We start from the raw sequence: 25,858 nt of genomic DNA, 5'->3' as shown, positions 1-25,858 counted from the left end.
CTTCTGAAAAAATTATGATCTAGATACTGTTTAAATAAAGTATATGAACTAATAAAGCTAGTTCAACAACAGTGTGTCTAAGATCATCTGTGGTTATATAAATGGAGAGCAATCCTGATTATATTTTTTCATGCAGAAACAATGATATTATTACTACTTCGCATAGTTGCAACATCTAAGGCATTTTGTAAATGAGATGAGGTCAGGTTTGTTCTGTTACATATAGACGATGGACCTATGAGATTTTATGTTCTTTATTTACTATAGTGTAAACTGAATTCATTCAAATTTATTATATAGGACTAGTCTGAATCTAGCCTAAGGTCAAGTAGCTATTCTTTTACAGGTATTCCTATAGCACTTTTTGAGTTACTCGTTAAACGTATTTAAGTTCTCCATACTTTATTATTGAGAACAGTGGCTGAGAATCATAAAATAAACTTTAATATAATAATTTGAAGTGTGCTTAATGATAGATGGTAGTACTTTAAGTAGAAGATAACTCAAAATTGAAAACTGCAAATTGATAAAAAAGAGTACCCCTTAATTGACATAGTAATCAAGGGGTGTCATTAACTGAAAAAATTGTTTTAAGTGGTTTCACTTCTGTAGTTGATTAATTACTTATTGAAGAAGTTTGAAAGCCTTTTCTCAAGGCTTAGTTTTTCTTGAGGAATCGTAATGCTAAACGCAATGTTATTTTGATATAAGTTGAATTCTTTTGCTTTCACATAAAAGTTATTGTTGGTGTCCATTTCCGTTATAGCAACATAAATAGTTTCGGATTCTGGATCTACTTGAACCCAATCAGGCATAGGATATTTGTCTGCAACATACTTCAAGACATTGCGATTCGGTAAATGTAAATTACCAAGTTTGATTGATTCCTGTTGAAGTATAAGATCCCCATCAGGTTGTACGATCGGGTTGAATGTAGCAGTTAAAGGGATCTCTGTATCGAAGGCAACAATTGATCCTGTGAGTTGAACGTTCTTGTCGATCAAAACGGTGTACTTAATGTTGTTATTATTAGATATATTATCTAAATAATTGTTAATTAATTCATTTAAGTTTTGTTTTGTTGATAATATTGTAAACTCTGTCCCTGCATAATGTTTGTTTTTTTTACTTGTAAAGTTTGAATTGTCAGGATCTGAATAAAAAAGCGTAATGATCCAAAATAGCAAAAATATGTTAAAACTAAGCAAAAGAAAAAAAGAGATTTTCCAAATATTTCTCATGTTAAACATGTCACATCACCTAAAAATATCTAATGGTTTTGTATTTCATTTTTTGAGATGTCTTCTTCAATAATCGTAAATACTCGTTTAGCAATGAATGCATAGCCATTTAAATTGGGATGAAATTGATCTTCAGCAAGAAGATTTTCACGTGATTTTGAAAAGATGTCTCCAATCGGGATAAAGGTGACATTTTCGTATTCGTCTGTAATGTTACTACTTAAAATATTCCAATCGTTCATAATGGTGTCGATTTCAGGAATGTTAGAAAAATACTCTTCGAAAGGATTGTATATCCCAAGTAAATAAATGCTGGCATTTGAATTAATTTCGTTAACTTTATTAAATATATCACGTAGTCGTTTTTCATAACCTGACTGAGCTTTAATAAAATTATGATATTGTAGTTCAGTAAAATTTGATTTGACTACTTTCATTACATCGTTTGCACCGATAGTTATTAGAACAATATCTGCTTTTTTTAAGGAATTAACTAGTTCTTTTTGTTCTAGCCGTTTCAGCAACTGATCAGTTCGGTTGCCTCGTTTACCAAAATTATCGATATTCATAACTATACCTTGTTTATTATTGGATAACATATTTTCTAATATGCCAACATAACCACCATTTTTAGTTTCATCTCCAACACCTTGGGTGAGAGAATCGCCAATTGCAGTGATATTGACATCATCTTTTACTAAAAAATTAATGGAGGTTTTCATTACTTCTGAAGAAAATGAACTGGAGCTATTTTTTTCATAAATGTTAGTTCGGGCATCAAAATCTTTCATTATACTGAAGTATGTTGAGCCTATTAGTGGTTTTGACATAGCATCCTGAACATGAAGAGGTGGAACAGGTTGAATAAATACTTTGATCGTAAAGGTAATACTAATAATAAATATTCCGATGACAGTTAAGGTGAACATTATTTGTTTCATTCATATCACACCTATATCAAGTTATAATTTTATTTTAATATATTGTAAACGAAAGATCCAAACGATTTTTAATAATTAACTATTATGTAATAATTACCATTTTGTTTTGGTTGAATCTTTAGGAAAATGTAACGTTTATATATATAATTTGTGGAACATAGGAAGAACGAAAACATCATATTGGCGATTGTTACTCTGTTTTGTATATTAAATTCTCTTATTTTTAGTTAGAAAAATGTTAATGACAACAATTAATAAAAATTGTAAGTAACTATATATCGTAATAAAACCTGTCAAATTAAGACTTTGTTTACCTTATTCAATTTATAGTTAAACAAGCGTATAATCATTCTTAGTTCTCCCTATTGCAAAAAGAATCGGGTTATTTTTTCTGCAATTATTTAATTTTATTCATTTATTAATGTTTAAAAACTGGGTTAATAGAGCTTGTTTTAGAAAAGGTATGCTAAAATGTCTTGTAAAGTGAAACGATTTTAGTGATCAAGGAGATTAGAAAGTTTTGAAATTAATAATTGCGGAAAAACCAGATCAGGGTTTAAAGTTAGCTAGTCCTTTTTCACATGAGCGAAAAGGTGATTATTTAGAAATAAAACCGAATGATTTCTTTCCAGAAGGAGCATTATTAACGTGGGCAATTGGTCATTTATGTGAACTTGTTCCACCAGAACAATATCATTCACAATGGAAGAAATGGTCGTTAGAACAGTTACCACTTCTTCCTGATAAGTTTCAACATCAAGTGACACGTGGCAAAGGAAAACAATTTAATGTTGTAAAAAAACTTGTTCAGAATCAAAGTGTACGAAGTATTATAATTGCTAGTGATGCAGGGCGTGAAGGTGAAGCAATTGTACGAACGATTTTATCATTATGTCACAATAAAAAACCAATCGAACGATTATGGATATCTTCGCTTACACCAAATTCAGTGAAAAATGGATTTGAAAATTTATTGAGTGAAGAAGAAACAAGACCGATTTATTATGAAGCGTTAAGTCGTTCGTGTGCAGATTGGCTTGTTGGGATGAACGCTTCACGTGTATATACATTACTTCTGCAAGAAAAAGGGATTTCGGATGTGTTTTCAACAGGGCGTGTTCAAACACCTACGTTGGCTTTAATCGAAGAGCGAGAAAAAGAAATTGAGGATTTTAAATCAGAGTCTTTTTGGGAAGTTGTTGCAAGTTTTAATATTGAATCTAAAACGTATATTGGAAAATGGCATAAAGATAATGAAACACGTATAAAAAATGAAAAGGAAGCTGACGCAATTGCTCATTTTTGTGAAAACAAACGTTTCGAGGTCAAAGAAGTAGTGAAAGAAAAAAAAGAATATAACCCACCATTCTTATTTAACTTATCATCTCTTCAAGCTACAGCTAATCAGTTGTTTAAGTTCCCTCCTAAAAAAACGTTAGATGTTGCTCAAAAATTATATGTCAAAGGGATTATTTCTTATCCTAGAAGTGACTCCGCCTTTGTAACGAAAGAAGAAGCAGCGGGTTTCCCAAATATCTTAAGTAAGCTTAGCCAGTTTAATGAATATCAAATATATTTTCCAACAACCTTTGACTCCATCATGAATAATAAACGTTATGTGAATGAAAAGAAGGTTACAGATCATTACGCAATTATTCCAACAGAGCAAGTTACAAACCCAAGTAAGTTGTCAGGTGATGAACAAAAAATATATGACTTGATTATCCGACGTTTAATTGCTGCTCACTATAACAATGCCATCTTTAACTACACTGTGATTCATTCGTTAGTAGATGGACGTGCAACATTTATTTCAAAGGGAAAAGAGCTCGTCGAGCAGGGGTGGCGCAAGGTAATCTATCAAGATACAAAACTTAAAAAAAATGGTGAGGAAGATTTGCTTTTACCCAATCTTGAACAAGGTGAGAGTGGAGTCGTTGAGCACACTGAAGTTAAAGATGGCAAAACACAACCACCGAAGCGATATACTGAAGGTCAGTTAATCACTTTAATGAAGACAGTTGGAAAACGGTTAGAAGACAGTGAACTCAGTAAAGTTCTAAATCAGACCGAAGGATTAGGTACAGAGGCAACGCGTGCAGGCATTATTGATGTGTTGAAAGCAAGGAAATATATCGAAGTGAAGAAAAATCAAGTGTATGTACTTGATAAAGGGAGAGTACTAATTGAAGCTGTCGGGAGCAATGTGCTATCATCAGCAGAAATGACGGCGAAATGGGAAAAACGATTACGAGAGATTGGACATGGAAAGGCATCACCAACACAATTCATGGAACAAGCCAAGAAACTAACAAAAAAACTAATTGAAGATGCAAAATCACAAAGTCAGGCGTGGAAATTTGAGCATGTTGATATAAAATCAATTCAACGAACAAGTTCGAAAAAAAAGAGAGCGACTGGAAAACCAATTGGAAATTGTAAAAAGTGTGATGGTAAAGTTATTGACAAAGGCTCATTTTATGGTTGTTCGAAGTATACGCAGACAAACTGTGATTTTACGATTTCCAAAAAAATTCTAGGCAAAACCATTTCTCAATCAAATGTAAAGAAGTTATTGAATGATGAATCTACGAACTTAATCAAAGGATTTAAAAAAGGTGATAAAGTATTCGATGCAAAATTAGGATGGTCAGAAAATAATCTTAGTTTTGTATTTAATTGAGATAAATAAGATGGCATCTCTCTAAATGAGTAAGGGGTTCTCTTTTGGATTGCAAATCATTAAAATATAGTAAATATTACACTAAAAAGCATGACGATTGATAAATGAATCGTCATGCTTTTTACTTAATTATAGGTGTAAAATGTTTTTTACACTATTGGGATTGTGTTGGTAAACTTTATGGAAACTCAAATAAAAGAATTTCGAGAAGAGAAGGGGAATGAACACAAGAAAAATTGGAGCAATTATTTTTGGAATCGGTACTCTTATTGTGGTTGGCATCGATAACAGTACTAAAAGTAAAAGAAAAATATTAAATAGTGTTTTAATGAACAACAAAGGCGTAGGTGTAACTGGAAATATCAGTTACACCTTATATGTCTTTTAAAGTATATCATTTACATTAACTATCTTAATTGTTAAATGAACCCTTTGTGCAGGGGACACCCTTGGCTTCCTGTTTCTAAAAAAGTTTAGGTTTTTTTAAGATGAAAAATTTACACTTGCGGTAGTCGACCCCAAGTGCGTAGCTGCTTGACTTTGAATTTTATTACTAAGCTCTGTAATAGGTATTAAATAAATTTATTAAGAAGTTAAAAAGAAAATAACACGATATGAGCATTACATCATATAATTAAACATATTTTTTAATATATTCACTTTATTAAAACGTGTTAACTAAGAAAATGTTACTTATTTTGTAATTTTATAGTAATATAGACTTAAGAATATTAAATAAGGAGTAGGAAAATGTTAAGAGATTTAGTTATAAACTTGTCAATCATGATTTCATTTGTTTTTTTGGCAGAGCAAATATTTAAAAATAAAATCTCAATATCTAACATAAATGGAAAACTACTTCTTGGGTTTATTTCTGGAATTTTAGGTGTTTTGTTAATGGAGTTTTCAGTTCAAATATCCAATGAAACAATTATTGATTTAAGAAACTTTTCTGTATTCATTAGTTCACTTTTTGGTGGGGGCATTAGTGCATTTATAGCAGCACTGATCATTTCATTATGCAGAGTAATTTTTTTCGGGGTAACTGCATCTTCCATTTCAGCAGTTGCTATTTTATTTTCGCTTGCAATTTTTTGTACGTTTTTAACAAAAGTTAAGCGTATTACTTTTTATGAAAAGTTATTATTGATGAATATCATTAATATATTCATGATGTCAGTAGCGCTATTATTACTCGTTGATGATTTTGAAAGAGCTATTAAGGCAGCAGTATACTACTCGATTATCTCTATAATTGGAGGATATATAATCACGTATATTGCTCGTAATGCACATGATACAACTCGGAAATATCGTAACTTCAAAAAGTCAGCAATGACAGACCATTTAACTGGTCTTAATAATTTTCGGAATTTTGATGAAACTTTAAATGATCGAATAGAACGATCAATTAATGAAAATGAAAATTTATCATTATTGTTAATAGATATTGATTACTTTAAAAAAGTAAATGATACGTATGGTCATGATGCAGGCGATGCTGTTCTAAAACAATTTGGAAAATTATTAGTAACTAGTGTGAGAAATTATGATATTGTATCTAGGAATGGGGGAGAGGAATTCAGCATAATTTTATACGGATGCAGCCATGAAGATGCCATTAATGTAGCTGAAGGGATCCGTTGTAATGTAGAACAATTTCCTTTTCAACTTTCATCTGGAAAATCAATTTTCTTAACCGTATCGATTGGTGTATCGACCTATCCTGTTACGGTTGAGAATGCAGACGAACTATATAAAGTAACAGATAATGCACTATATAATGCAAAAAGAACGAGTCGTAATTGTGTTTGCTCAAATGGAGATGAAGAAGGCTTGATCTCCTAGATTGATTTATTCATTAGATTTTTCACGTTTTTCTTTGGGCTCCAGCAGTTGAACTTGTAATTGGGTTGTGTGTCATAACATAAGCGCTTACAATAGTAAGATATTGATTGTTTTGATTTATTAACTTGAAAATGTATACATGTAGCACAGCAATGGAAATCCTTCATTTTTTATCACTCATTTCAGTAAATTATTATTTATAGTTATGTTTGTCGAATTATTAAAATATGACCAAATGAAAAACCTCCCAGATAAGGAGGTTTTTTTATTTGCTTTTATGCCTTTGCTTGTTCTCTTTTTGCTTCTGATTCAGAAATGATTAATGCACAAGAAGCATCACCAGCAATGTTAATTGAAGTACGTGCCATATCAAGTAGGCGATCGACTCCCATTACAAGACCGATAGCTTCAACTGGTAGACCAACTTGCTTCAACACCATCGCAAGCATGATAAGACCAACACCAGGTACACCAGCTGTTCCAATACTAGCTAGAACGGCAGTAATGACAACCATTATGATTTGTGAAAATGTAAGATCAATCCCATATACTTGAGCAATAAATACTGTTGCCACACCTTGCATAATAGCCGTTCCATCCATATTAATTGTTGCTCCTAGTGGTTGAACGAAGCTACTAATAGATTCTTTGACATTTAAACGCTTCTGAGCTGTTTGCATGGCAATTGGAAGTGTTGCACTAGAACTTGATGTACTAAAAGCGACACTCATTGCTGGAGCAAATTGTTTAAAGAACCAGAATGGGTTTTTCTTCGCTAATAAGAATACAGCAAGACCATAAGTAACAGTTCCATGAATTATTAATGCACCTAAAACGACAAACATGTATAAAGCCATTGCTTTGAGAGCCTCATAACCCTCGCTTCCAACTGCTGAAGCAATAAGTGCGAATGCACCGTATGGAGCAGTATACATAATTAAGTTTACAAGGTACATCATCAAATCATTACCTTGTTCAACGATAGTTAGTAATGAACTTGCTTTTTTACCAAGCATCGTAATCCCTAGACCAATTAGAATTGAAAAAGCAATGATTTGTAACATATTTCCTTCAGCCATTGCACTAATTGGGTTTGATGGAATGATATTTATAAACGTGTCCATAATAGGAGGTGCTTCTTTTGCTTCAAAGGCTACATTTGATGTATCAAATGAACCGACTGTACCTGGTTGAACGACAAATGCTAGCGCTAAACCAATTGATATTGCAAGTGCTGTAGTCACTAAGAAGAAGCCAACTGTTTTTATTCCGATTCGACCAAGTTTTTTCGGGTCACCAAGACCAGCCGTACCAAGAACGATTGAGAAGAATACGATAGGTACTACAAGCATTTTAATTAAATTAATAAAGATCTTTCCAACTGGTACTAAGATGTAGTCATTAATAACAGCAAATAAATCTGGAGAAGCTAGGTTTAAAACGATACCAGTAATAACACCGGCGATAAGTCCAATAATAATTTTCGTTGATAATTTCATGTTTGTCTCTCCCTTATGTGTTTTTACTTTTAGTTAATAAAGCGTATAGACTCCTCCTTGCTTATAATTTTCTGTCTTTTTTGAATATTCTTTCTATAAAACAAATCCAAAAGATATGTCCTATTGTATCATAAATTATTATATTATCAATACTAGATGCTTATATTGTTTTTCGTGAGACTATAGTCCTGTTATTTGCGCAGTGAAAAAGAGTGTGTTTATAAAAGAATTGATTATTTTTATATATGATTTTACTAGAATAGTACAAACATTTGGTTAGAGCATAACGCTAATGCTACTAAATGTATTTAATTAGGATAAGGCGAACAATTTGTGAATAGAGAAGTTATGAACAATTAGGTGGTGCATGTATAGTTACAGGGGAATAGTCGGTAGAGGAATGGTACTAAGTTAATATTTTATCTTATAAGATGCAAAAAAACTGAGCCATAGCATTAAGCATAGGCTCAGTTTTTATTTGTATTTTCGTGTTTTTTGCGCCCTTGAACTTGGATGAATTTGAAGAGTAAACCAAATCCGATGAAGAACACGGCACTGAAGGTTAATGGTCCTACAAGTTGCATTAGTGACCCCATATTATAGCCCCCTATCGAATATATTATATGTATAATATATTTTGATAAATTTAATATAAACAACAAACATGGGAAATTTTATATTGATATGTTTGTAGTGTAATCATATCATGTTTTTATCGAATAAAAAATGATCATATTATGAAAAATAATATGGTATAGTTACTATCGGAGTGTTTTGTTATTTGAAGAGAATGTTATCTAATATAAAAAAGATATTCGTATTTTTTGAAATGTACAAAATAATCCGCTCTGGAGGTACTAGGGAACCCTCTGAAAAAAACTAGATTAAAAGGAGATTTTACATGAAGAAGTTAGGGAAAGCTATCGTAGTATTTAGCGGTGGTCAAGATAGTACAACATGTTTATTTTGGGCACTGAAACATTTCGAGCAAGTAGAGACAGTAACCTTTGATTATAACCAGAGGCACAATCATGAGATTGAGTGTGCTAAGGAAATCGCTAAGGAGCTAGGTGTAAATAATACGGTGTTAGATATGTCGTTGTTGAATCAGTTAGCACCTAATGCTCTGACTCGAAATGATATAGAAGTAAAAGCAGGAGAAGAAGGGGAATTACCAAATACATTTGTACCAGGAAGAAACTTGATGTTCCTCTCATTTGCAGCTGTGATGGCGAAACAAATAAATGCACAGCATCTGATTACTGGGGTATGTGAAACAGATTTCAGTGGATATCCTGATTGTCGTGATATTTTTATTAAGTCACTAAATGTTACGTTAAATTTATCAATGGATGATGAATTTTATATTCATACGCCTTTGATGCATTTAAATAAAGCAGAAACTTGGGAGCTTGCAGATGAACTTGGTGTATTAGATTATGTTAGAGAAAAAACTCTGACTTGTTATAATGGTGTACGTGGAGATGGATGTGGCACATGTCCTGCTTGTGAATTAAGGCAACGAGGCTTAGAGCAATATTTAGCACAAAAATCAGGTGAAACTTTATGATTCAGCAATTTTATCCGCAAGTTCAACATGACTATCATTACGAATTAAATAAAGATATGCAATTTGCCGCTGCACATTTTATTCCACATTCTGACGCTGGGAAATGTCAACAAGTTCATGGACATACGTATTTTGTTAATGTGACAATAGTAGGGGATGAGCTTGACAAAACAGGCTTTCTCGTAAATTTTCAAACATTAAAAAAAATAGTTCATGGTCGATTTGATCATTCATTATTGAATGATCATGATGACTTTAATGAAGATGACCCTAATCATTTTCCTACAACTGAAGTTGTCGCTCGAAAATTATGGGAAAGAATTCAACAGCACTTAGATAAGATGGAAAATCAGCCCAAATGTTTGCAAATACTTGTACGTGAAACTCCTACGAGCTATTGCATTTATCGACCTAAAAAGGGGGATTTTAAGTGAGTATCCCTGTGCTTGAGATTTTCGGACCGACAATTCAAGGTGAAGGAATGAGTGCTGGACGTAAAACGATGTTTGTCCGAACAGCTGGTTGTGATTATCACTGTAGTTGGTGTGACTCTGCATTTACTTGGGATGGTTCAGCTAAAGAAGATATTAGGCAGATGAATGCTAGTGATATTGTGAGTGAACTAAAGCAGATTGGTAGAGATCAATTTGATCATGTTACAATTTCTGGTGGTAATCCTGCATTACTAAAAGAAATTCAATTATTAATAGATATACTCAAAGAAGAAGGGTTTAATACTGCACTGGAGACTCAAGGTAGTAAGTGGCAAGATTGGTTTGTTAAGATTGATGATTTAACGCTTTCACCTAAACCTCCAAGTTCAGAAATGAAAACCGATTTTCTAATGTTAGATCAAATCATTGACAACTTAGAGAAAGATAACCGAATTAATGAACATGTGAGTTTAAAGGTCGTTGTTTTTAATGATGATGATTTTGAATATGCGAAAGATATTCACTTGCGTTATCCAAACGTACCTTTTTACTTACAAGTAGGTAATGATAACTTAATCTCTGAAAGTAATAATGAACTTGCACTACATTTAATAAAAAGTTATGAGTGGTTAGTAAATAAGGTGATAGACTGTAAAGAAATGAATGATGTCCGTGTACTTCCACAACTGCATGCATTATTGTGGGGCAATAAACGCGGTGTATAAGTAATATTCTTAATCATAAGGAGCTTGGGGTTGAAAATCTTCAAGTTCCTTATGATTTTTTGTGTTTCAAATCTTTTGTGATTCAAATTATTGCATTAGTAAAAAATTCAGCATATTATAGGAGCATCTTTATTAATTGAGTAAAAGGAGTTGTACAACAGTGGAAGTAGCTTTCTATAATGGTAAGTTTATTGATATCGATCAGCTAGTTGTTCCGATTGATGAACGTGGACATAATTTTGGTGATGGTGTATATGAGGTAGTTCGTGTATACAACGGAGAAGCTTTTGGATTGACTGAACATTTAGTAAGGTTAATTGATAGTGCGGAAGCAATTCGAATCAAGTTACCATACACATTAGAAGGTTTTCAAGAGTTGATTCTTGAAGGAATAGAAAAGTCAGGTTTAAAGGACTCAGTAGTCTATTTGCAAGTAACTCGTGGAGTTGCTAAGCGTCAACATCTTTTCCCTGAAGCTGCAGCAGCAGTCGCTATGACAATACGTGAAGCAAAGGATGTTTCGATTAACCTTAGAGAGGGAGGGGCATCAGTAATTGTAAAAGAAGATGAACGTTGGTTGAACTGTTACATTAAATCATTAAATTTATTACCGAATATACTAGTGAAACAAGAAGCTGCTGATACTGGTGCAATCGAAGCAGTCTTGCATCGAGATGGTGTTATGACTGAGGGTTCTAGTAGTAATCTTTTTATAATCAAAGAAGGTATGCTTTATACAACACCTTTATCACGACACATTCTTGCCGGAATCACACGTGCTAACGTATTGTCGTTAGCAAAGAAGCTTAATATTCCGATTAAGGAAGAGCAAATTAGATTGGAACAATTCAAACAAGCAGATGAAATATTTATAACGAGCACGACTTTAGAAGTGATGCCAATCGTAACCGTTGATGGAGAACAGATTGCTGATGGTAAACCTGGTAAGTATACTATGCAGCTTCAAAATGCATATCAAGCTCAATATAAATAAGGTTGTAAGACACTTTAAAAATCTCGGATTTTGAAGTGTCTTTTTATATGTATCACGTGTCAATTAAAGTTAAGAATCTCACTTCAAAATTTAGAAGAGTCAGCGAAATTTAAGTTGGTGAGAAATCGTCAGTAATTATCTGATTGATTCAAATAACCATCAGTGGGAGGGAAGCCCCCTCACTAATGGAAGTTTAACTTTTTAACATTCATTACAAATGAGTAGCATGAAGTAGTTTATTTTATCGTTATACAGATAGAAGTTTTGCTATATAGAACCTATTTTAGGTTAGTAAGAATGAATTTGTTTGTTCTTAAACTTTGACTTTTCATTGCGAAATTATCTATTCTTTTTCAAGTGAGAGCACGTCAGCAACATCAATTTCTAAATGAGTACAGATTTTATTTAACACATCTAGATTCACTTCATCTGCCATGTTGTGATAAAGGTCAGATAAAGCGCCTTTGCTTAAACCAGTTGCTTCAGCAAGTTCAACAAGCTTCATATCATGTTCATATAACCTTTGAGCTAAATAACTTCGAATCATGAGTGGATACCTCCTTAAGCTATTATAGATAGTTTTGCCTTAAACTTAATTGTTATGAGATATGAATCACAATTGTCTGGGTATTTACATAAATTAAGTTGAAGGTAATCATAGGAGGGAAGACAACATGTTCAATAATTCATTTTTCGATAATATAGGTAAGAAAACAGGTGTAGATATGAATGATGTTTTTCAGCTCGCAAATTCACTTCAGTATGCTAATTTTCAAGATGAAGAAACGGTTCGACAAGTAATTCAACAAGTTTCACAGCTTGCAGGACATCCAGTAACGGAGGATAAAGAAGAGCAAATTGTTGAGGCGTTGTTAAAGAACAATATGCCGATTGACTTCTCTACTATTTCTGACATGGTGAACGGTAAATAGGCAAAAATATTATTGTGAATATTAGTAAATAAAGAAGTAAGTGTAAAATGAACTGCACCCCATTATTAGACGATTTCTAACAATTGGGGTACAGTTCACTGTATCGGGGTTAAGTTTTTAATCATTTCTATTTTGACGTGCTTTAGCACCTTGGGCACGTTTGTGTTCACCCTGTGCAAATTCACTTCCAAATTCAGTTTCATGTTTACGACCACCAAGTTTAGCTTTTTGTTCAGGGCTGTTTGGCTGTCTATTTGTCATTTTAAATCACTCCTTCATGAATAGGGTAAGCAAAAGAGAATATTTCATGCGTGTCATCACATAAATGAAAAAAATAAAACGTTCCGACTTAAGGCCAGAACGTTTTATTTTATGTTATCTATTTGCCACTTGCTTCTTCTTCAGTGGTATTTTTCTCACTGTCTAAAAAACGAAGTAAGTCACTTTGAACGACCTTATCCGATAGGTTTAAGTCAAGTTGAGCTTTTTCTTTGGCTGGTTCACATAAAGAATCTTCGGTTGGTTGACCAGTAGTTTTATCATAACATGTTTCTTTCGTATAAACGTATTCGTCAGTAATAAAACTTCCATCACGTAGGACTACAAAATCATCACGGTTTGTTGCGAACAAATCTGCACCAAATTGAATGTCATTTTCTTGTTCAATTCCAAGTAAGTGCAAAATAGTAGGTTTTAAATCGATTTGACCAGATACTGTCTCCATTGTTTTCCCTTCCATACCAGGAATGTGGATCAATAAAGGTACTTTTTGGAGCTGTATATGTTCAAATGGTGTAATTTCTTTGCCAATAACCTCAGACATAGCACGATTATGGTTTTGAGATATTCCATAATGATCACCGTACAATACAAAGATTGAGTTTTCATACAGACCATTAGCTTTTAATTGTTCGAAGAAATCACGCAGTGCATCATCAAAATATCTAACTGTTTGGAAATATCGATCAACAGTTTTATTTCCAGTAGTATGTGGTGCGATCATTTCATCTTCTTCATCTAGCAAATAAGGGTAATGGTTTGTTAATGTGATAAACTTCGAATGGAATGGTTGTTCAAGTTCTTGCATCATTGGGATAGATTGACGGAAGAAAGGTTTATCCTTCAACCCATAGTTAATGCTCTCTTCTTCTTTAATGTCGTAATAACGTTCAGAGAAGAAATAATCATATCCTAATGATTGATACATGATGTCACGATTCCAGAAACTTTTATTATTACCGTGGAATGAAGCTGTCGTGTAACCATTATCCTGTAAAATTTCTGGCATTGCATTGTATTCATTCGAAGCATTTGTTGTAAATACAGCTCCGCGTGATAACGGATATAACGAGTTATCAACTAAGAATTCAGAGTCAGATGTTTTACCTTGCCCAGTTTGGTGATAGAAATTATTGAAATAAAAACTGTCACCAATTAAGTCATTTAAGAAAGGTGTTACCTCTTCACCATTTAGCTCGTAATTTATTACGAAATTTTGGAGTGATTCCATTGATACCATAATGACATTTTTTCCTTCGGCAACACCGAATAGTTCACTAGGTTGCTTAATATCTCGTTGAATGTAGTTTTCAACTTCTGTAAGATCACTGCTTTCTGCAAACGTTCGTTGAGCAGAAGCTTTAGAATGTACAGCTAAGTCATATACATGGTAGTTGTATACTCCTAAAAATTTAACAAGCATCTCACGGTCAAATGTTCTTGTTAATAGTTGTGGACGTTCCTTTTCAGCTAAACCAACATTCACTAATAGTAATAATGCTGCGAAAGTAGCAATTAGTTTTCGATTATGCTTTTGTAGTGTAGGTTGGCGATCTTTTTTCAAAAAGTAGTAATATACTACAACGTCAATAAACATTAAAATATCATAAGGCTCCATTAAACCTTTTGCACTACCGCCCAGGTCACCAAAGTTTTTGAATTGGAACAAAATAGGGACTGTAATAAAATCTTCAAAAAATCTGTAATAAACTACGTTAGCAAATAACAAAATCGTAGAAGTGACATACATGATAAATAAACCACGTTTTTTATTCTTTCTAAAGATTGAGACCGTAATTAATGTCAGAACTAAAACCGAGCTTAATGGACTCAACAATAGTATGAATTCTTGTAGCATATTATCTAGCGGTAAATCGAAAAATAAACGCATTATTAAATATGATTTAATCCATAATAGTAATACCGTTATTAACAAGGTTTTATCGGTTTTAAAAACCTTAAACACTCGTTTGAAATAATTCTTCACAAAAAAACCTCCTGTGCTTGGTTCTTTCAAATAAATCAATATGGTAGTTAGTTACTAAGATTTTACTTGAAAGATTGAGAATATCATTTAAGGTGCATTATTGCAAGTATTTTACTAAATTAGTAGAATTTGTACATTTTAACTTATTAACCAACAAACAAGGCCTTAAATAATAGTTGACTACTCTATTTTTATTTATCAACAATTAATTAGACGGTTATGTGCCGAAAAAAGTTTCACATGAGATTAAAAAAATTGTAACGTAACTGTTACATTCGTCAGTTATTATTAAAAGTTAAGATTCTTATATCTATAATACTCATATTTTTAATTCGGTCAACATTAAATTTATTGGCGAACTTGTGAAGTTTTAATTGGCGCTGTGGTGATTGTTTTTTTAATAGATTAACAATGACGTAAATAAAAGCTGGATTAAGTAGTGCTACAAAAGAAAACCCCTGATAAAAGGAGTTTCACTTAATTGTTTCGGTAAGGTTGTATATTTTGTATGGGTAATTTAAATCTTTTAGATTTTTCATCGCTAATATAAAACTTACATTCAATAAAATTATGTCTCTGTTGCTGAAATATGCATATTAATCATAAATATATAGTGATAGATAAGAATTTTTTGGTGAATTTCAATATATTAAATACGAGTGAAAAGTATGAGAAAACTGTTGAAGATTGACACCTCTATATATCAAACTTTTTAAACCTATAAGTAAGTACAGGAGTCAATAGGGAGGGCATTGAGAATACATATATTAACGAATTAAATAAAAAAATGCAAGCATATTAGTTGATTTTTGTGAATTTGAACGTTTTAATTAAGGTTGGGAAAAATACATATTAGAGGTGACGAGAATGGATGTAATTACAGCAATAAAAGAAAGACATTCAGTGCGTAAGTATGAAAAAGATCATAAGATTTCAGAAGAAACTCTAAATGAAATTTTAGAAGCAACAATTGAAGCTCCATCATCATGGAATTTGCAACATTGGAAGTTTTTTGTGATTGATGATGAGAAGCAAAAAGAAACACTATTACCTATTGCCTACAATCAACAGCAAGTTATTGACAGTTCGCTTACAATTGCTGTATTAGGTGATTTAGAAGCTAATACAAATGCGGAACGTGTGTATGGTGAAGCAGTAGAGAGTGGCTACATGAATGAAGAAGTAATGGCAGCGTTACTTTCACAAATTAATGGAGCTTATGAGAATAAGCAATTTGCACGTGATGAAGCAGTCCTTAATTCTGGATTGGCTGCAAGTCAACTAATGTTAGCTGCTAAAGCAAAAGGATATGATACTGTAGCAATGGGAGGATTTGATCGAGCTAAATTTGTTGAAGTTTTCGATGTATCATCTCGCTACATACCAGTTATGCTCATTGCTCTAGGTAAAGCAGCAGAACCAGCACATGGAACTAGACGTTTTCCATTGGAAGACGTTGTTGTGAAAAATACATTTAAATAATGAATAGAAAAAGCAGGGACATATCGTTCCTGCTTTTCTATCTGTTTAGAAGTAGTTTAGTAGTTGTAAGAATAGTTGTATATTATGTTTCTATATAATAAGTGAAATTTCAATCATCATTATGACGAGTTTCTTCCTATTAATATAGTTTGCAATTATCGAATTTTTAATTCATTTTGTTTATTTTGAAAATAAAGTTTCTTTCTTCACTATTTTCTCCAAAGATTGATTTATATCAGTGATAAGTTCATCTGGATCTTCCAACCCTACTGAAAGTCTTAATAATCCATCTTGAATCCCTCTTTTTTCACATTCATCATCTGGTACAGAACTATGAGACATTGTTTTTGGATAAGATAGGATTGATTCTACAGCTCCTAAACTAACTGCAAATACAGGTATTTGTATGTGTTCAACAAATTGCTGCACATGTTCTTTACTTTCTAATAAAAATGATAGTACAGCACCCCCGTTTTTGGCTTGATTCTTTTGTATTTCATAACCCTGATGGTTTTTAAGACCTGGATAGTAGACTTCTTTTATTAACGGATGCTTTTCTAAAAAAGCTGCTATTTTTTCTGCTGATTGTACTGATAGTTTTAGGCGGGCATGTAAAGTTTTCAAACCGCGCAAAATTAACCAACAATCTTGTGGACCAAGTACAGCACCAAATGTGTTTTGTAAGAAATATAATTGCTTTGCGATTTCTTCATTATTTGTTACTGCCAGTCCAGCAACTACATCACTATGTCCTCCTAAAAACTTAGTGGCACTATGTAATACGATGTCTGCTCCTAATTGAAGTGGTTGCTGTATTTCAGGAGTTAAGAACGTATTATCGACATAGACTAAGCAATTATGTTGCTTTGCCAATGAAGATATTGCTCGTACGTCAGTAACAGTTAGTAATGGATTTGATGGTGTTTCAAGATATACGGCTTTCGTATTTTCTTGAAAACTGTTTTTGACTAATTCGTAATTTGTCATGTCGACAAACGTGTATTCAATTCCAAAGCGGTTTAAAACTTGGCTAACGAACCTAAATGTACCACCATATACATCCTCAGTAACAAGTAGATGATCACCTCTTGATAACAACAATAAGGATGTAGAGATTGCAGCCATTCCTGAAGCAAATGCAAATCCATTCGTTCCACCTTCTAAATCAGCAATTGCAGTTTCTAATGCTTCTCTCGTTGGGTTCCCAGAGCGTGAATAATCGTACTTTCCAAACTGATCCGTATCCTCTTGGTGGTAGGTAGATGCATGGTGAATAGGTGTACTTACGCCATTTGTTGTTTGATCAATTGAATATGTGTTATGCAACAATCTCGTTTGTATGGAATAATTACTCATCACCATTCACCTCTTGTAATGTGTTTAGAAACGCTTGATTAAAATCCGAAATAAGATCCTCGATGTGCTCAAGTCCAACTGAGACACGTAATAAACGATTACAAACACCGTAACTTGTACGTATTTCTTCAGGAATGTCCATATGTGTTTGTGTTGCAGGATAGGTAATAAATGTTTCTGTTCCGCCTAGGCTTTCAGCGAACGTAACAATTTCAAACTTCTTTAGTAAAGTTTGAATAATGTTTTCATCATGTACTTTAAATGAAAGCATACCACCTGCACCTGGGTATAGAACGGTTTCAATTGATGGGTGATTATTCAAAAATTTCACTATTTCATTAGCATTATGATCGTGTTGCCTCATTCGTAACGCTAATGTTTTCATTCCTCTAAGAAGTAACCAGGAATCAAAAGGTGACAGTACAGCACCAGACGCATTTTGAATACTTGATAGTTCTTCACACATTGTTTCATCTTTCGCAACGACTAATCCAGCAAGCACATCATTATGGCCACCTAAAAATTTTGTTGCGCTATGAATGACTATATCTGCTCCAGATTCTAACGGTCTTTGGAGCATTGGCGTGAAAAATGTGTTATCCACTATTAATAGTAGATTATGTTTTTTTGAAATAGTTGCTAAACCATTAATATCTGTTTTGATCATTAGTGGATTAGTTGGTGATTCAATAAAAATTGCTTTCGTTCTCTCTGTAATTGCTTCTTCATAGTCTTGCGGATCTGAACTATGAATGTAGGTAAATGAATAACCAAATTTCTTAAACGTATTTTCAAACAATCGGTAACTTCCACCATAGATGTCCTTTGTTACGATAAATTCATCTCCAGGTTCAAATAATAAGAAAATGTTTTGAATGGCAGCCATTCCTGAGCTAAATGCAAAACCACGTGTTCCTCGTTCAAGTTTCGCAATTGAATTTTCGAGTATTTCCCTCGTAGGGTTTCCAGTGCGAATGTAGTCATAACCAGTTGATTCCCCAATTCCAGCATGACGATAAGCAGTTGAAAAATAAACGGGTGGATTAACAGTTCCTGTTACTTCTTCACTTCGATTTCCAAGTTGGGCTAATTGAGTCTCAATTTTATAGTTCATTTTTATCCCTCATTCCATATTTTTAAATAGTTGTAAGGAAAGCTTTACATGAATTCTTAGTGATTCTTTTCGTTGAAAAACTTAAATTTTCCATAAAAATAAAAAAAGTCCTTCGAAGAAGGACTTAGAATAGTTCCACTTCTTCTCATCTCTCAAGCGAATGCTTGCTGGAAGGAGCACCCACACATTGTGTTGGTTGCTGAGATTTCATAGGGCCAGATCCCTCAATCTCTCTGGATAAGAAAGTTAGTTGTTGCATATGTTCAATTAAGAAGATATTTAATTATTGATTAGTCATTACTCTATTACAAATTAATTTTAATTGCAAGATATTTTTAGATATTAGTTAATTTTCTAAAAATATCTTGCAAAAGGTCGTAACTTATTTTATGCTCAATAAAAATCGTTAATTCTGATTGGTAAACTTGGAATAAAAAACGATTAGGAATTTTTAAAAAGGAGGTTTGAATTTGGAGTGAAATTAAATTATAAAAATTGGTATGAACCACAAATTCCATTTGATTTGGAAGATGGTACTCAAGGAGCACACTCTGTTTTAGAGTGGTCGTATAAGGAATACGGTGATGAGCTTGTGTATGCTTGTAGTTTTGGTTTAGAAGCAATGGTATTGTTGCATCTAATTGCCAAAATTAAACAAGATGCTCGTGTAATCTTTTTAGATACAGGACTACATTTTGCTGAGACATACGAAACAATTGAAAAAATTCAAAAACGTTTTCCTGAACTGCGAATCGAATTAGTGAAACCTGAACTTTCTCTTGAACAACAGGAGAAGAAATTTGGTGCAAAACTTTGGGAACGCAATCCTAATCAATGCTGTTATTATCGTAAAGTCAAACCGCTGGAAGACCAATTATCAAAAGCCACAGCTTGGCTTTCAGGACTTCGGAGAGAACAATCCGAAACAAGGAAACATGTTCAATTTATTAATAAGGATGAGCGATTTCAATCAATAAAAATATGTCCTCTAATTCATTGGACAGAGGAAGAAGTTTGGAGTTTTGTGAAAAGGAATGATCTACCATATAATCCCCTTCATGATCAGCAGTACCCTAGTATAGGATGTGCACCTTGTACTCATCAAATTGTTGAAGGTCAAGATAGTAGGAGTGGGCGTTGGAGAAATAGTAATAAAACAGAGTGTGGCCTACATTTAGATCCTCCTTCAGAAGGATAGTGAGTTAAATGTCTCTTATAGTTATTGCATTTATCGTTTCATATTTTTTTGCATTAAATATAGGTGCAAGTGGAGCTGCTGCGACAATATCCGTTGCATATGGATCGGGAGCAATTCGAAATAAACGATTAGCTCTAGGGGTATGTGCGATAGGGATTTTTTTAGGAGCGATATTTGGTGGGGGAGAAGTAGTTCATACGATAGGCAAGGGTATTGTATCAGAGGAATATTTGACGATAAATATAGTTATCGTCGTTTTAGTTTCAGCTTCATTATCCTTGCTTATCGCAAATCTGCTTGGAATTCCATTGTCAACGAGCGAAGTTGCAGTTGGAGCGATAGTTGGTGTAGGAGTTAGCTTAAGAGTGTTAAACATGAACACTTTAGTTGTCATTATTATGTTTTGGCTCATTATACCAATTATAGCTTTCCTAATTTCTTATTTATGTGGTAAGTATATTCTTCGTTCAAGTGTGATCAAAAAATGGAAAAAATCTAACTATTATACAAAAATATTTACTAGTTTGTTAATTATAGCTGGATTTATTGAAAGCTTTTCAGCAGGAATGAATAATATTGCAAACGCTGTTGGCCCACTTGTTGGTGCAGGTTTAATTCAAACAGATGATGCATTACTTACAGGAGGTTTGGTTGTTGCGCTAGGTGCATTTCTCTTTGGTGGGAAAGTTGTCGAAACGAATGCAAAAGAGATTACAAAACTTACACTTTTACAAGGAACCATTATATCTGGAACATCAGGTTTTCTCGTAATTATAGCTTCACTTTTTGGTATTCCGATACCACTTACACAAGTGACAACAACGTCTATTATCGGAATGGATTCAGCGAAAATTGGGATAAATTATTGGCAGAAAAGTATTATTCGAAGAATTATTTTAGTTTGGGTTGTATCTCCATTTTTTTCGCTAGTGATGTCCTACACTTTGATGAAAGCATTTTTTCAGAAGGATGGTTATACACTCTTTATTATTTTAAGTATCATCATTGCAACATTAGGAACAATTAATTTAATCGTATCGATAAGAAAAGAAAAACAATCTGTTCACGAGCATGGTGGAGGAATTTAGTCAATTAAATCGATCAAAAGAATTAGAAAGGATGTAAACAATGACAGTAAGTATTCCACATGGTGGAGAATTAGTTAATTGTATAAATTTTAGTTTGAATATTTCTAATATTGGAGCAGAAATTAAAATAGATGATACTGCATTATCAGATCTAGAGTTAATTGCAAATGGTGCATATAGCCCACTTAAGGGTTTTCTAAAAAGTACCGATTATCTTAGCGTAGTTGAGACAATGCATCTATCTTCAGGTCTTGCTTGGAGTATTCCAGTAACGTTACCAGTCGATGAGTCAACGGTTAAGAAACTTGAAGTAGGGAAACAGGCAAAACTAGTCTATAACGGTGTTACGTACGGTGTAATTGATGTAGAAGAAATATATGAGCCAGATAAGGAAAAAGAAGCACAAAATGTCTATCGAACAACAGATGATAAACATCCTGGTGTGGCAAAAGTATATAGCCGTGGCAATTATTATGTTGCAGGTGAAATTACACAAGTAAAGGAAGTTACTCGCCCAAAATTTGATCAGTATTATTTAACACCACTTGAAACACGTGAGCAATTTCAGCAAAAAGGCTGGAAAACAGTTGTTGGTTTCCAAACACGTAATCCAGTTCACCGTGCACATGAATATATTCAAAAATGTGCACTAGAAATTGTTGATGGATTGTTCCTTAATCCACTTGTAGGTGAAACAAAAAGTGATGATATTCCTAGTGAAGTAAGAATGGAGTGTTATGAAACGATTCTAGAACATTATTATCCGAAGGAGCGTGTCTTCTTATCCGTATTCTCTGCTGCGATGAGATATGCTGGCCCGCGTGAAGCAATCTTCCATGCAATTGTTCGTAAAAATTTTGGATGTACACATTTTATTGTCGGTCGTGACCATGCTGGTGTTGGTAGCTACTATGGTACTTACGATGCTCAAAAAATATTTAGTGAATTTGAAGAAGGTGAGCTAGGAATAACACCGTTATTTTTTGAACATAGTTTCTATTGTAAGAAGTGTGAAAATATGGCTTCAGCTAAAACATGTCCACATAGTTCTGAACATCATGTTATTTTATCAGGTACAAAAGTACGAGAAATGCTTCGGAATGGTGTGCAACCATCAAAAGAGTTTAGTAGACCGGAAGTAGTTGAGATTCTAATGCGAAGCTATCAAGAGTCTGTAAATTAAAGGAGGGGTGACAATGACTGAGAATATCGTTTGGCATGATACGCAGCTTTTGAAGCAGGATCGTAGAAAGTTAAAAAAACATCATAGTGCAGTTATTTGGTTTACAGGCTTATCGGGTTCTGGTAAATCAACGCTAGCAAATGCGTTAGAGCAAGAGTTATATAAGAAAGATATACATTCCTATATTTTAGATGGTGACAATGTACGTCATGGGCTGAATAGTGATTTAGGATTCAGTGATGAAGATAGAAAAGAAAATATCCGTCGTATTGGTGAAGTTTCTAAACTTTTCATAGACAGTGGTTCATTTGTGTTAACAGCTTTTATTTCACCATTTATCGAAGATCGTGCACAAGTTCGTAACTTAATAGAAGAAGATGAATTTGTAGAAGTGTATGTTGAATGTGAATTAGATAGTTGTGAAAAAAGAGATCCAAAAGGGTTGTATAAGAAAGCACGTAATGGTGAAATACCTCAATTTACTGGTATTAGCTCACCGTACGAAAAACCAATTAACCCCGAAATCACTGTAAATACAGAAAAATTATCAGTAGAAGATTCTGTTAAGAAGATTATTCAGTATTTAGAAGCTCGCAACTGGATTTAATCATAATGAGAGGAGCGGTCAAACATTGAGTTATAAAAAAGTTTGGTCTAATAATGAAAAATTAAGTAAGAATGAGCTGGCAAAGCTTGATAAAGATGGTTTAGAAATTTTAAATGATATTCCAAATTATGCGAAACAAGGTTTTGAATCAATTCCAAAGGATCAGTGGGATTATTTTAAGTGGGCAGGTCTATATTTGCAGAAACCGAAAGAAGCCGGTTACTTCATGATGCGAGTTAATGTACCTAATGGGATATTGAACAATGACCAGTTAAAAGTATTGGCTGGAATTAGTCGTGATTATGGCCGCGGAGTATTCGATATTACGACAAGGCAAGCAATTCAGTTTCATTGGTTAACGATTGAGCAAATTCCTGACATTTTCAAACGATTAGAGTCTGTTGGTTTATCTTCAGTTGGAGCATGTGGTGATATTACGAGAAATATAACGGGTAATCCGTTAGCAGGTATCGATCCTAACGAAGCTTTAGATTCTCGAGCTGTTGTGAAGGAGATTTATGACTATTTTCAGAGAAATGAAGAGTTCTCAAATCTTCCACGTAAATTCAAAATATCTGTCAATAGTAATGTCTATAATGCATCGAATGCAGAAATTAACTGTGTAGCATTTGTGCCAGCTAAGAAAGTGGTTGATGGTGTTGAAAAAGTAGGATTTCACCTTAAGGTAGGTGGAGGATTATCTGCTAAACCTTACTTAGCACAAACATTAAATGTTTTCCTTGAAGAAGATAGGGTGAAGGAAGCAGCAATTGCGGTTGCAACGATTTTCCGTGATTTTGGATACCGAGAGAAACGTCATCGTGCACGTCTAAAGTTCCTAGTGGCAGATTGGGGTCCTGAAAAATTCACTGAAAAATTCCGCGAATATGTAAAAGGTGTACCTGAACAAGGTGAAGAGTTACATGAAGGTTGGAATGGTGGGTACTTTTATGGAGTACAGAAGCAAAAACAAGCAGGGTTAAATTATATTGGCTTTAACGTTCCTGTAGGACGCTTGGAAGCAGATGAGGTGTTCGAAATTGCTGATATTGCTGCGAAATATGGGAGTGGTGAAGTTCGAACATGTAATGCACAAAACATCGTAATAACAAATGTACCAGATGAGAACGTTAAATCGCTTCTTTCAGAGAAAGTGTTTGAAAGAATTACAACGAATCCAAATAAGTTCATTGGTTATGCTGTTTCATGTACTGGAATCGAATATTGTAATCTTGCACTAGTTGAAACGAAAGAACGTATGAGAAGTATGGCGCTTTATTTAGATGAACAATTGGAAATCGATGTCCCAGTACGTATGCATATGATTGGTTGTCCAAACTCTTGTGGTCAACGTCAAATTGCTGATTTAGGTTTTCAAGGTGTTAAGTTAAAAACGAAAGAAAAAGGATTAGTTGAGGCGTATGAACTATATGTTGGTGGAACGTTGTTAAATGGTGGCGAGTACAACACCAAGTTGAAAGGGAAAATTGATGCAGAGAATTTGCATATAGTAACTGCAAAATTTTTAAGTAAGTTTAAAGATAATAAACTTGATAATGAGTTGTTTTATGATTATGTACAACGTGTAGGGACAGATGAATTACAAAATCAACTTGATGAGATCTTAGCGTAGGTAAAAACATGAACTTATATCGATTAAGAGCCACGACATCAGCTGGTGAATTTAACATTGTTACAGCAGCACAGTCGGAAGAAGAGGCATTTGCATACGCAGAACAAGAGATTGAAAAGCAATTTTTGAAAATCCCAGAAATCGAAGAAATTGTCCTATATGAGAAAAAGAAAATAAACAAAGGTAATGCATTTGTCATTCAAGAAGAGGAGTAAGAGCAGGGTTTCCTGCTCTACTTTTACTCATTGAAGTTAAGAGAAATCGATTATAAGGGAGTGTGACTGATGGGAAAAGTCTATTTAGTGGGAGCAGGTCCAGGAGATCCTGAATTATTAACGTTAAAAGGTCTTAAATGTTTACAAAAAGCTGATGTTGTTTTATACGATCGGCTCGTTAACAAGGAGCTATTAAGTTATACGAAGGAAGGTACTGAATTAATTTACTGCGGCAAGTTACCGAACTATCATACGATGCAACAAGAAACGATTAATGCCTTTTTAGTGAAACTAGCAAAGAAAGGAAAAACGGTCGTACGATTAAAAGGAGGAGACCCATTTGTATTCGGAAGAGGTGGAGAAGAAGCCTTAGCATTAGCTAAACATGGATTAGAATTTGAAGTTGTACCTGGAGTAACGGCAAGCACTGCAGCAGCGGCGTATGCAGGAATTCCAGTTACACATCGGAATGTAAGTGGATCTTTTGCAATGGTAACAGGTCATCGCTGTATGGAACAATCAGCAGAAGAATGGAGAGCATTGGCTAAAAATATAGATACTCTCTCTATATACATGGGAATTACGAAACTTGGATATATTTGTGAACGATTAATCGAACATGGTTGGTCTGAACAAATCCCAGTAGCCGTCATTCATTGGGGAACGACAGAACAACAACGAACAGTTACAGGTACGTTAAGTACAATCGCAAACGTAGTTCAAAAAAATAAAATCGATAATCCTTCTATGGTAATCGTTGGTGAAGTTGTCCGTTTAAGAGAAAAAATAGCATGGTTTGAAAATATTAACACCTCGCTTGCTAAAGAAGCTTACTAGAAAGGGTGAAGT

At 33.7% G+C, this 25,858-nt stretch carries 25 protein-coding genes and 1 riboswitch; of the genes, 16 read left to right on the top strand and 9 right to left on the bottom strand.

The features are described 5' to 3' along the window. Positions 1 to 620: 620 nt before the first annotated feature. Together BFG57_RS09265 and BFG57_RS09260 are read right to left on the bottom strand one after the other, a co-directional pair. On the bottom strand, positions 621 to 1,250 hold the full coding sequence (locus BFG57_RS09265; protein ID WP_069717203.1) for a YpmS family protein: 630 nt from the start codon (positions 1,248 to 1,250) through the stop codon (positions 621 to 623). Positions 1,251 to 1,270: 20 nt separating this feature from the next. Beyond that, complete coding sequence (locus tag BFG57_RS09260) at positions 1,271 to 2,182, bottom strand: SGNH/GDSL hydrolase family protein (RefSeq protein ID WP_069717202.1); 912 nt, start codon at positions 2,180 to 2,182, stop codon at positions 1,271 to 1,273. A 520-nt stretch (positions 2,183 to 2,702) separates the two neighbouring features. On the opposite strand from BFG57_RS09260, the gene BFG57_RS09255 reads away from it, so the two are divergent. From BFG57_RS09255 to BFG57_RS09250, 3 genes are all read left to right on the top strand, one after another. Further along, a complete protein-coding gene (locus tag BFG57_RS09255; protein WP_069717201.1) occupies positions 2,703 to 4,865 on the top strand; it encodes a DNA topoisomerase III in 2,163 nt (720 codons plus the stop codon). 220 nt (positions 4,866 to 5,085) lie between these two features. After that, entirely contained in the window at positions 5,086 to 5,253 is a 168-nt protein-coding gene (locus BFG57_RS18900) for a hypothetical protein (RefSeq protein ID WP_175428312.1), read from the top strand. 362 nt (positions 5,254 to 5,615) lie between these two features. After that, positions 5,616 to 6,713: a diguanylate cyclase gene (locus BFG57_RS09250; protein WP_069717200.1), complete on the top strand. Its 1,098-nt coding sequence runs from the start codon at positions 5,616 to 5,618 to the stop codon at positions 6,711 to 6,713. A 275-nt stretch (positions 6,714 to 6,988) separates the two neighbouring features. On the opposite strand, the gene BFG57_RS09245 is transcribed toward BFG57_RS09250, so the two are convergent. After that, positions 6,989 to 8,212 (bottom strand): dicarboxylate/amino acid:cation symporter, encoded by a 1,224-nt coding sequence (locus tag BFG57_RS09245; RefSeq protein ID WP_069717199.1) that lies wholly within the window; start codon positions 8,210 to 8,212, stop codon positions 6,989 to 6,991. 467 nt (positions 8,213 to 8,679) lie between these two features. Continuing rightward, positions 8,680 to 8,808, bottom strand: a complete 129-nt coding sequence (locus BFG57_RS19410) for a hypothetical protein (RefSeq protein WP_281186651.1) — start codon at positions 8,806 to 8,808, stop codon at positions 8,680 to 8,682. Between the two features lie 305 nt (positions 8,809 to 9,113). Here BFG57_RS19410 and queC point away from each other — a divergent pair, with 305 nt between their 5' ends. From queC to dat, 4 genes are all read left to right on the top strand, one after another. After that, positions 9,114 to 9,782 (top strand): 7-cyano-7-deazaguanine synthase QueC, encoded by a 669-nt coding sequence (gene queC, locus BFG57_RS09240; RefSeq protein WP_069717198.1) that lies wholly within the window; start codon positions 9,114 to 9,116, stop codon positions 9,780 to 9,782. Continuing rightward, positions 9,779 to 10,216: a 6-carboxytetrahydropterin synthase QueD gene (gene queD, locus BFG57_RS09235; protein WP_069717197.1), complete on the top strand. Its 438-nt coding sequence runs from the start codon at positions 9,779 to 9,781 to the stop codon at positions 10,214 to 10,216. The genes queC and queD overlap by 4 nt, the downstream gene beginning before the upstream one ends. Further along, positions 10,213 to 10,941, top strand: a complete 729-nt coding sequence (gene queE / locus BFG57_RS09230) for a 7-carboxy-7-deazaguanine synthase QueE (RefSeq protein WP_083249151.1) — start codon at positions 10,213 to 10,215, stop codon at positions 10,939 to 10,941. The genes queD and queE overlap by 4 nt, the downstream gene beginning before the upstream one ends. A 160-nt stretch (positions 10,942 to 11,101) precedes the next feature. After that, a complete protein-coding gene (gene dat, locus BFG57_RS09225; protein WP_069717196.1) occupies positions 11,102 to 11,935 on the top strand; it encodes a D-amino-acid transaminase in 834 nt (277 codons plus the stop codon). 343 nt (positions 11,936 to 12,278) lie between these two features. Here the strand turns inward: dat and BFG57_RS09220 are convergent, their stop codons facing one another. Next, complete coding sequence (locus BFG57_RS09220; RefSeq protein WP_069717195.1) at positions 12,279 to 12,482, bottom strand: helix-turn-helix domain-containing protein; 204 nt, start codon at positions 12,480 to 12,482, stop codon at positions 12,279 to 12,281. A 127-nt stretch (positions 12,483 to 12,609) separates the two neighbouring features. On the opposite strand from BFG57_RS09220, the gene BFG57_RS09215 reads away from it, so the two are divergent. Continuing rightward, the gene (locus BFG57_RS09215) at positions 12,610 to 12,867 is read left to right on the top strand and encodes a stage VI sporulation protein F (protein WP_069717194.1); all 258 of its coding nucleotides are present in this window, start codon (positions 12,610 to 12,612) and stop codon (positions 12,865 to 12,867) included. A gap of 117 nt (positions 12,868 to 12,984) precedes the next feature. Here BFG57_RS09215 and BFG57_RS18895 read toward each other — a convergent pair whose 3' ends face one another. Further along, positions 12,985 to 13,128: a hypothetical protein gene (locus tag BFG57_RS18895; RefSeq protein ID WP_175428311.1), complete on the bottom strand. Its 144-nt coding sequence runs from the start codon at positions 13,126 to 13,128 to the stop codon at positions 12,985 to 12,987. Between the two features lie 118 nt (positions 13,129 to 13,246). Next, positions 13,247 to 15,133, bottom strand: a complete 1,887-nt coding sequence (locus BFG57_RS09210) for an LTA synthase family protein (RefSeq protein ID WP_245676727.1) — start codon at positions 15,131 to 15,133, stop codon at positions 13,247 to 13,249. Positions 15,134 to 16,000: 867 nt separating this feature from the next. Here BFG57_RS09210 and BFG57_RS09205 point away from each other — a divergent pair. Beyond that, positions 16,001 to 16,615: a nitroreductase family protein gene (locus tag BFG57_RS09205; protein WP_069717193.1), complete on the top strand. Its 615-nt coding sequence runs from the start codon at positions 16,001 to 16,003 to the stop codon at positions 16,613 to 16,615. 180 nt (positions 16,616 to 16,795) lie between these two features. On the opposite strand, the gene metC is transcribed toward BFG57_RS09205, so the two are convergent. Together metC and BFG57_RS09195 are read right to left on the bottom strand one after the other, a co-directional pair. After that, positions 16,796 to 17,977 (bottom strand): cystathionine beta-lyase, encoded by a 1,182-nt coding sequence (gene metC, locus BFG57_RS09200; RefSeq protein WP_069717192.1) that lies wholly within the window; start codon positions 17,975 to 17,977, stop codon positions 16,796 to 16,798. After that, entirely contained in the window at positions 17,964 to 19,085 is a 1,122-nt protein-coding gene (locus tag BFG57_RS09195; protein ID WP_069717191.1) for a methionine biosynthesis PLP-dependent protein, read from the bottom strand. Before BFG57_RS09195 ends, metC begins: the two co-directional genes overlap by 14 nt. Positions 19,086 to 19,227: 142 nt before the next feature. Then, positions 19,228 to 19,329, bottom strand: a riboswitch (SAM riboswitch). Positions 19,330 to 19,560: 231 nt separating this feature from the next. On the opposite strand from BFG57_RS09195, the gene BFG57_RS09190 reads away from it, so the two are divergent. From BFG57_RS09190 to cobA, 7 genes are all read left to right on the top strand, one after another. Then, complete coding sequence (locus tag BFG57_RS09190; RefSeq protein WP_069717190.1) at positions 19,561 to 20,283, top strand: phosphoadenylyl-sulfate reductase; 723 nt, start codon at positions 19,561 to 19,563, stop codon at positions 20,281 to 20,283. A gap of 8 nt (positions 20,284 to 20,291) precedes the next feature. Further along, positions 20,292 to 21,371, top strand: a complete 1,080-nt coding sequence (locus tag BFG57_RS09185) for a sulfate permease (RefSeq protein ID WP_069717189.1) — start codon at positions 20,292 to 20,294, stop codon at positions 21,369 to 21,371. A 40-nt stretch (positions 21,372 to 21,411) separates the two neighbouring features. Beyond that, positions 21,412 to 22,554, top strand: a complete 1,143-nt coding sequence (gene sat / locus BFG57_RS09180) for a sulfate adenylyltransferase (protein ID WP_069717188.1) — start codon at positions 21,412 to 21,414, stop codon at positions 22,552 to 22,554. Between the two features lie 13 nt (positions 22,555 to 22,567). Beyond that, positions 22,568 to 23,161 carry an adenylyl-sulfate kinase gene (gene cysC, locus BFG57_RS09175; protein WP_069717187.1) on the top strand — a complete coding sequence of 198 codons (594 nt, stop codon included), beginning with the start codon at positions 22,568 to 22,570 and terminating at the stop codon, positions 23,159 to 23,161. Positions 23,162 to 23,186: 25 nt separating this feature from the next. Beyond that, positions 23,187 to 24,794 (top strand): nitrite/sulfite reductase, encoded by a 1,608-nt coding sequence (locus BFG57_RS09170; RefSeq protein WP_069717186.1) that lies wholly within the window; start codon positions 23,187 to 23,189, stop codon positions 24,792 to 24,794. Positions 24,795 to 24,802: 8 nt separating this feature from the next. Beyond that, the gene (locus tag BFG57_RS09165; protein ID WP_069717185.1) at positions 24,803 to 25,009 is read left to right on the top strand and encodes a DUF3906 family protein; all 207 of its coding nucleotides are present in this window, start codon (positions 24,803 to 24,805) and stop codon (positions 25,007 to 25,009) included. 69 nt (positions 25,010 to 25,078) lie between these two features. Further along, positions 25,079 to 25,846 carry a uroporphyrinogen-III C-methyltransferase gene (gene cobA, locus BFG57_RS09160; RefSeq protein WP_069717184.1) on the top strand — a complete coding sequence of 256 codons (768 nt, stop codon included), beginning with the start codon at positions 25,079 to 25,081 and terminating at the stop codon, positions 25,844 to 25,846. Positions 25,847 to 25,858: the final 12 nt, after the last annotated feature.

The organism is Bacillus solimangrovi, assembly GCF_001742425.1.
GTDB lineage: Bacteria > Bacillota > Bacilli > Bacillales > Bacillaceae_N > Bacillus_AV > Bacillus_AV solimangrovi.
The sequence above is the reverse complement of the archived record's forward strand: the minus strand, read 5'-3'. Positions and strand labels throughout refer to the sequence as shown.

Coding starts and splice junctions, on each gene's coding strand:
- BFG57_RS09265 (WP_069717203.1), bottom strand. CDS start 1,250: ATGTTTAACATGAGAAATATTTGGAAAATCTCTTTTTTTCTTTTGCTT.
- BFG57_RS09260 (WP_069717202.1), bottom strand. CDS start 2,182: ATGAAACAAATAATGTTCACCTTAACTGTCATCGGAATATTTATTATT.
- BFG57_RS18900 (WP_175428312.1), top strand. CDS start 5,086: ATGAACACAAGAAAAATTGGAGCAATTATTTTTGGAATCGGTACTCTT.
- BFG57_RS09250 (WP_069717200.1), top strand. CDS start 5,616: ATGTTAAGAGATTTAGTTATAAACTTGTCAATCATGATTTCATTTGTT.
- BFG57_RS09245 (WP_069717199.1), bottom strand. CDS start 8,212: ATGAAATTATCAACGAAAATTATTATTGGACTTATCGCCGGTGTTATT.
- BFG57_RS19410 (WP_281186651.1), bottom strand. CDS start 8,808: ATGGGGTCACTAATGCAACTTGTAGGACCATTAACCTTCAGTGCCGTG.
- queC (WP_069717198.1), top strand. CDS start 9,114: ATGAAGAAGTTAGGGAAAGCTATCGTAGTATTTAGCGGTGGTCAAGAT.
- queD (WP_069717197.1), top strand. CDS start 9,779: ATGATTCAGCAATTTTATCCGCAAGTTCAACATGACTATCATTACGAA.
- BFG57_RS09220 (WP_069717195.1), bottom strand. CDS start 12,482: ATGATTCGAAGTTATTTAGCTCAAAGGTTATATGAACATGATATGAAG.
- BFG57_RS09215 (WP_069717194.1), top strand. CDS start 12,610: ATGTTCAATAATTCATTTTTCGATAATATAGGTAAGAAAACAGGTGTA.
- BFG57_RS18895 (WP_175428311.1), bottom strand. CDS start 13,128: ATGACAAATAGACAGCCAAACAGCCCTGAACAAAAAGCTAAACTTGGT.
- BFG57_RS09205 (WP_069717193.1), top strand. CDS start 16,001: ATGGATGTAATTACAGCAATAAAAGAAAGACATTCAGTGCGTAAGTAT.
- metC (WP_069717192.1), bottom strand. CDS start 17,977: ATGGTGATGAGTAATTATTCCATACAAACGAGATTGTTGCATAACACA.
- BFG57_RS09195 (WP_069717191.1), bottom strand. CDS start 19,085: ATGAACTATAAAATTGAGACTCAATTAGCCCAACTTGGAAATCGAAGT.
- BFG57_RS09185 (WP_069717189.1), top strand. CDS start 20,292: ATGTCTCTTATAGTTATTGCATTTATCGTTTCATATTTTTTTGCATTA.
- sat (WP_069717188.1), top strand. CDS start 21,412: ATGACAGTAAGTATTCCACATGGTGGAGAATTAGTTAATTGTATAAAT.
- cysC (WP_069717187.1), top strand. CDS start 22,568: ATGACTGAGAATATCGTTTGGCATGATACGCAGCTTTTGAAGCAGGAT.
- BFG57_RS09165 (WP_069717185.1), top strand. CDS start 24,803: ATGAACTTATATCGATTAAGAGCCACGACATCAGCTGGTGAATTTAAC.
- cobA (WP_069717184.1), top strand. CDS start 25,079: ATGGGAAAAGTCTATTTAGTGGGAGCAGGTCCAGGAGATCCTGAATTA.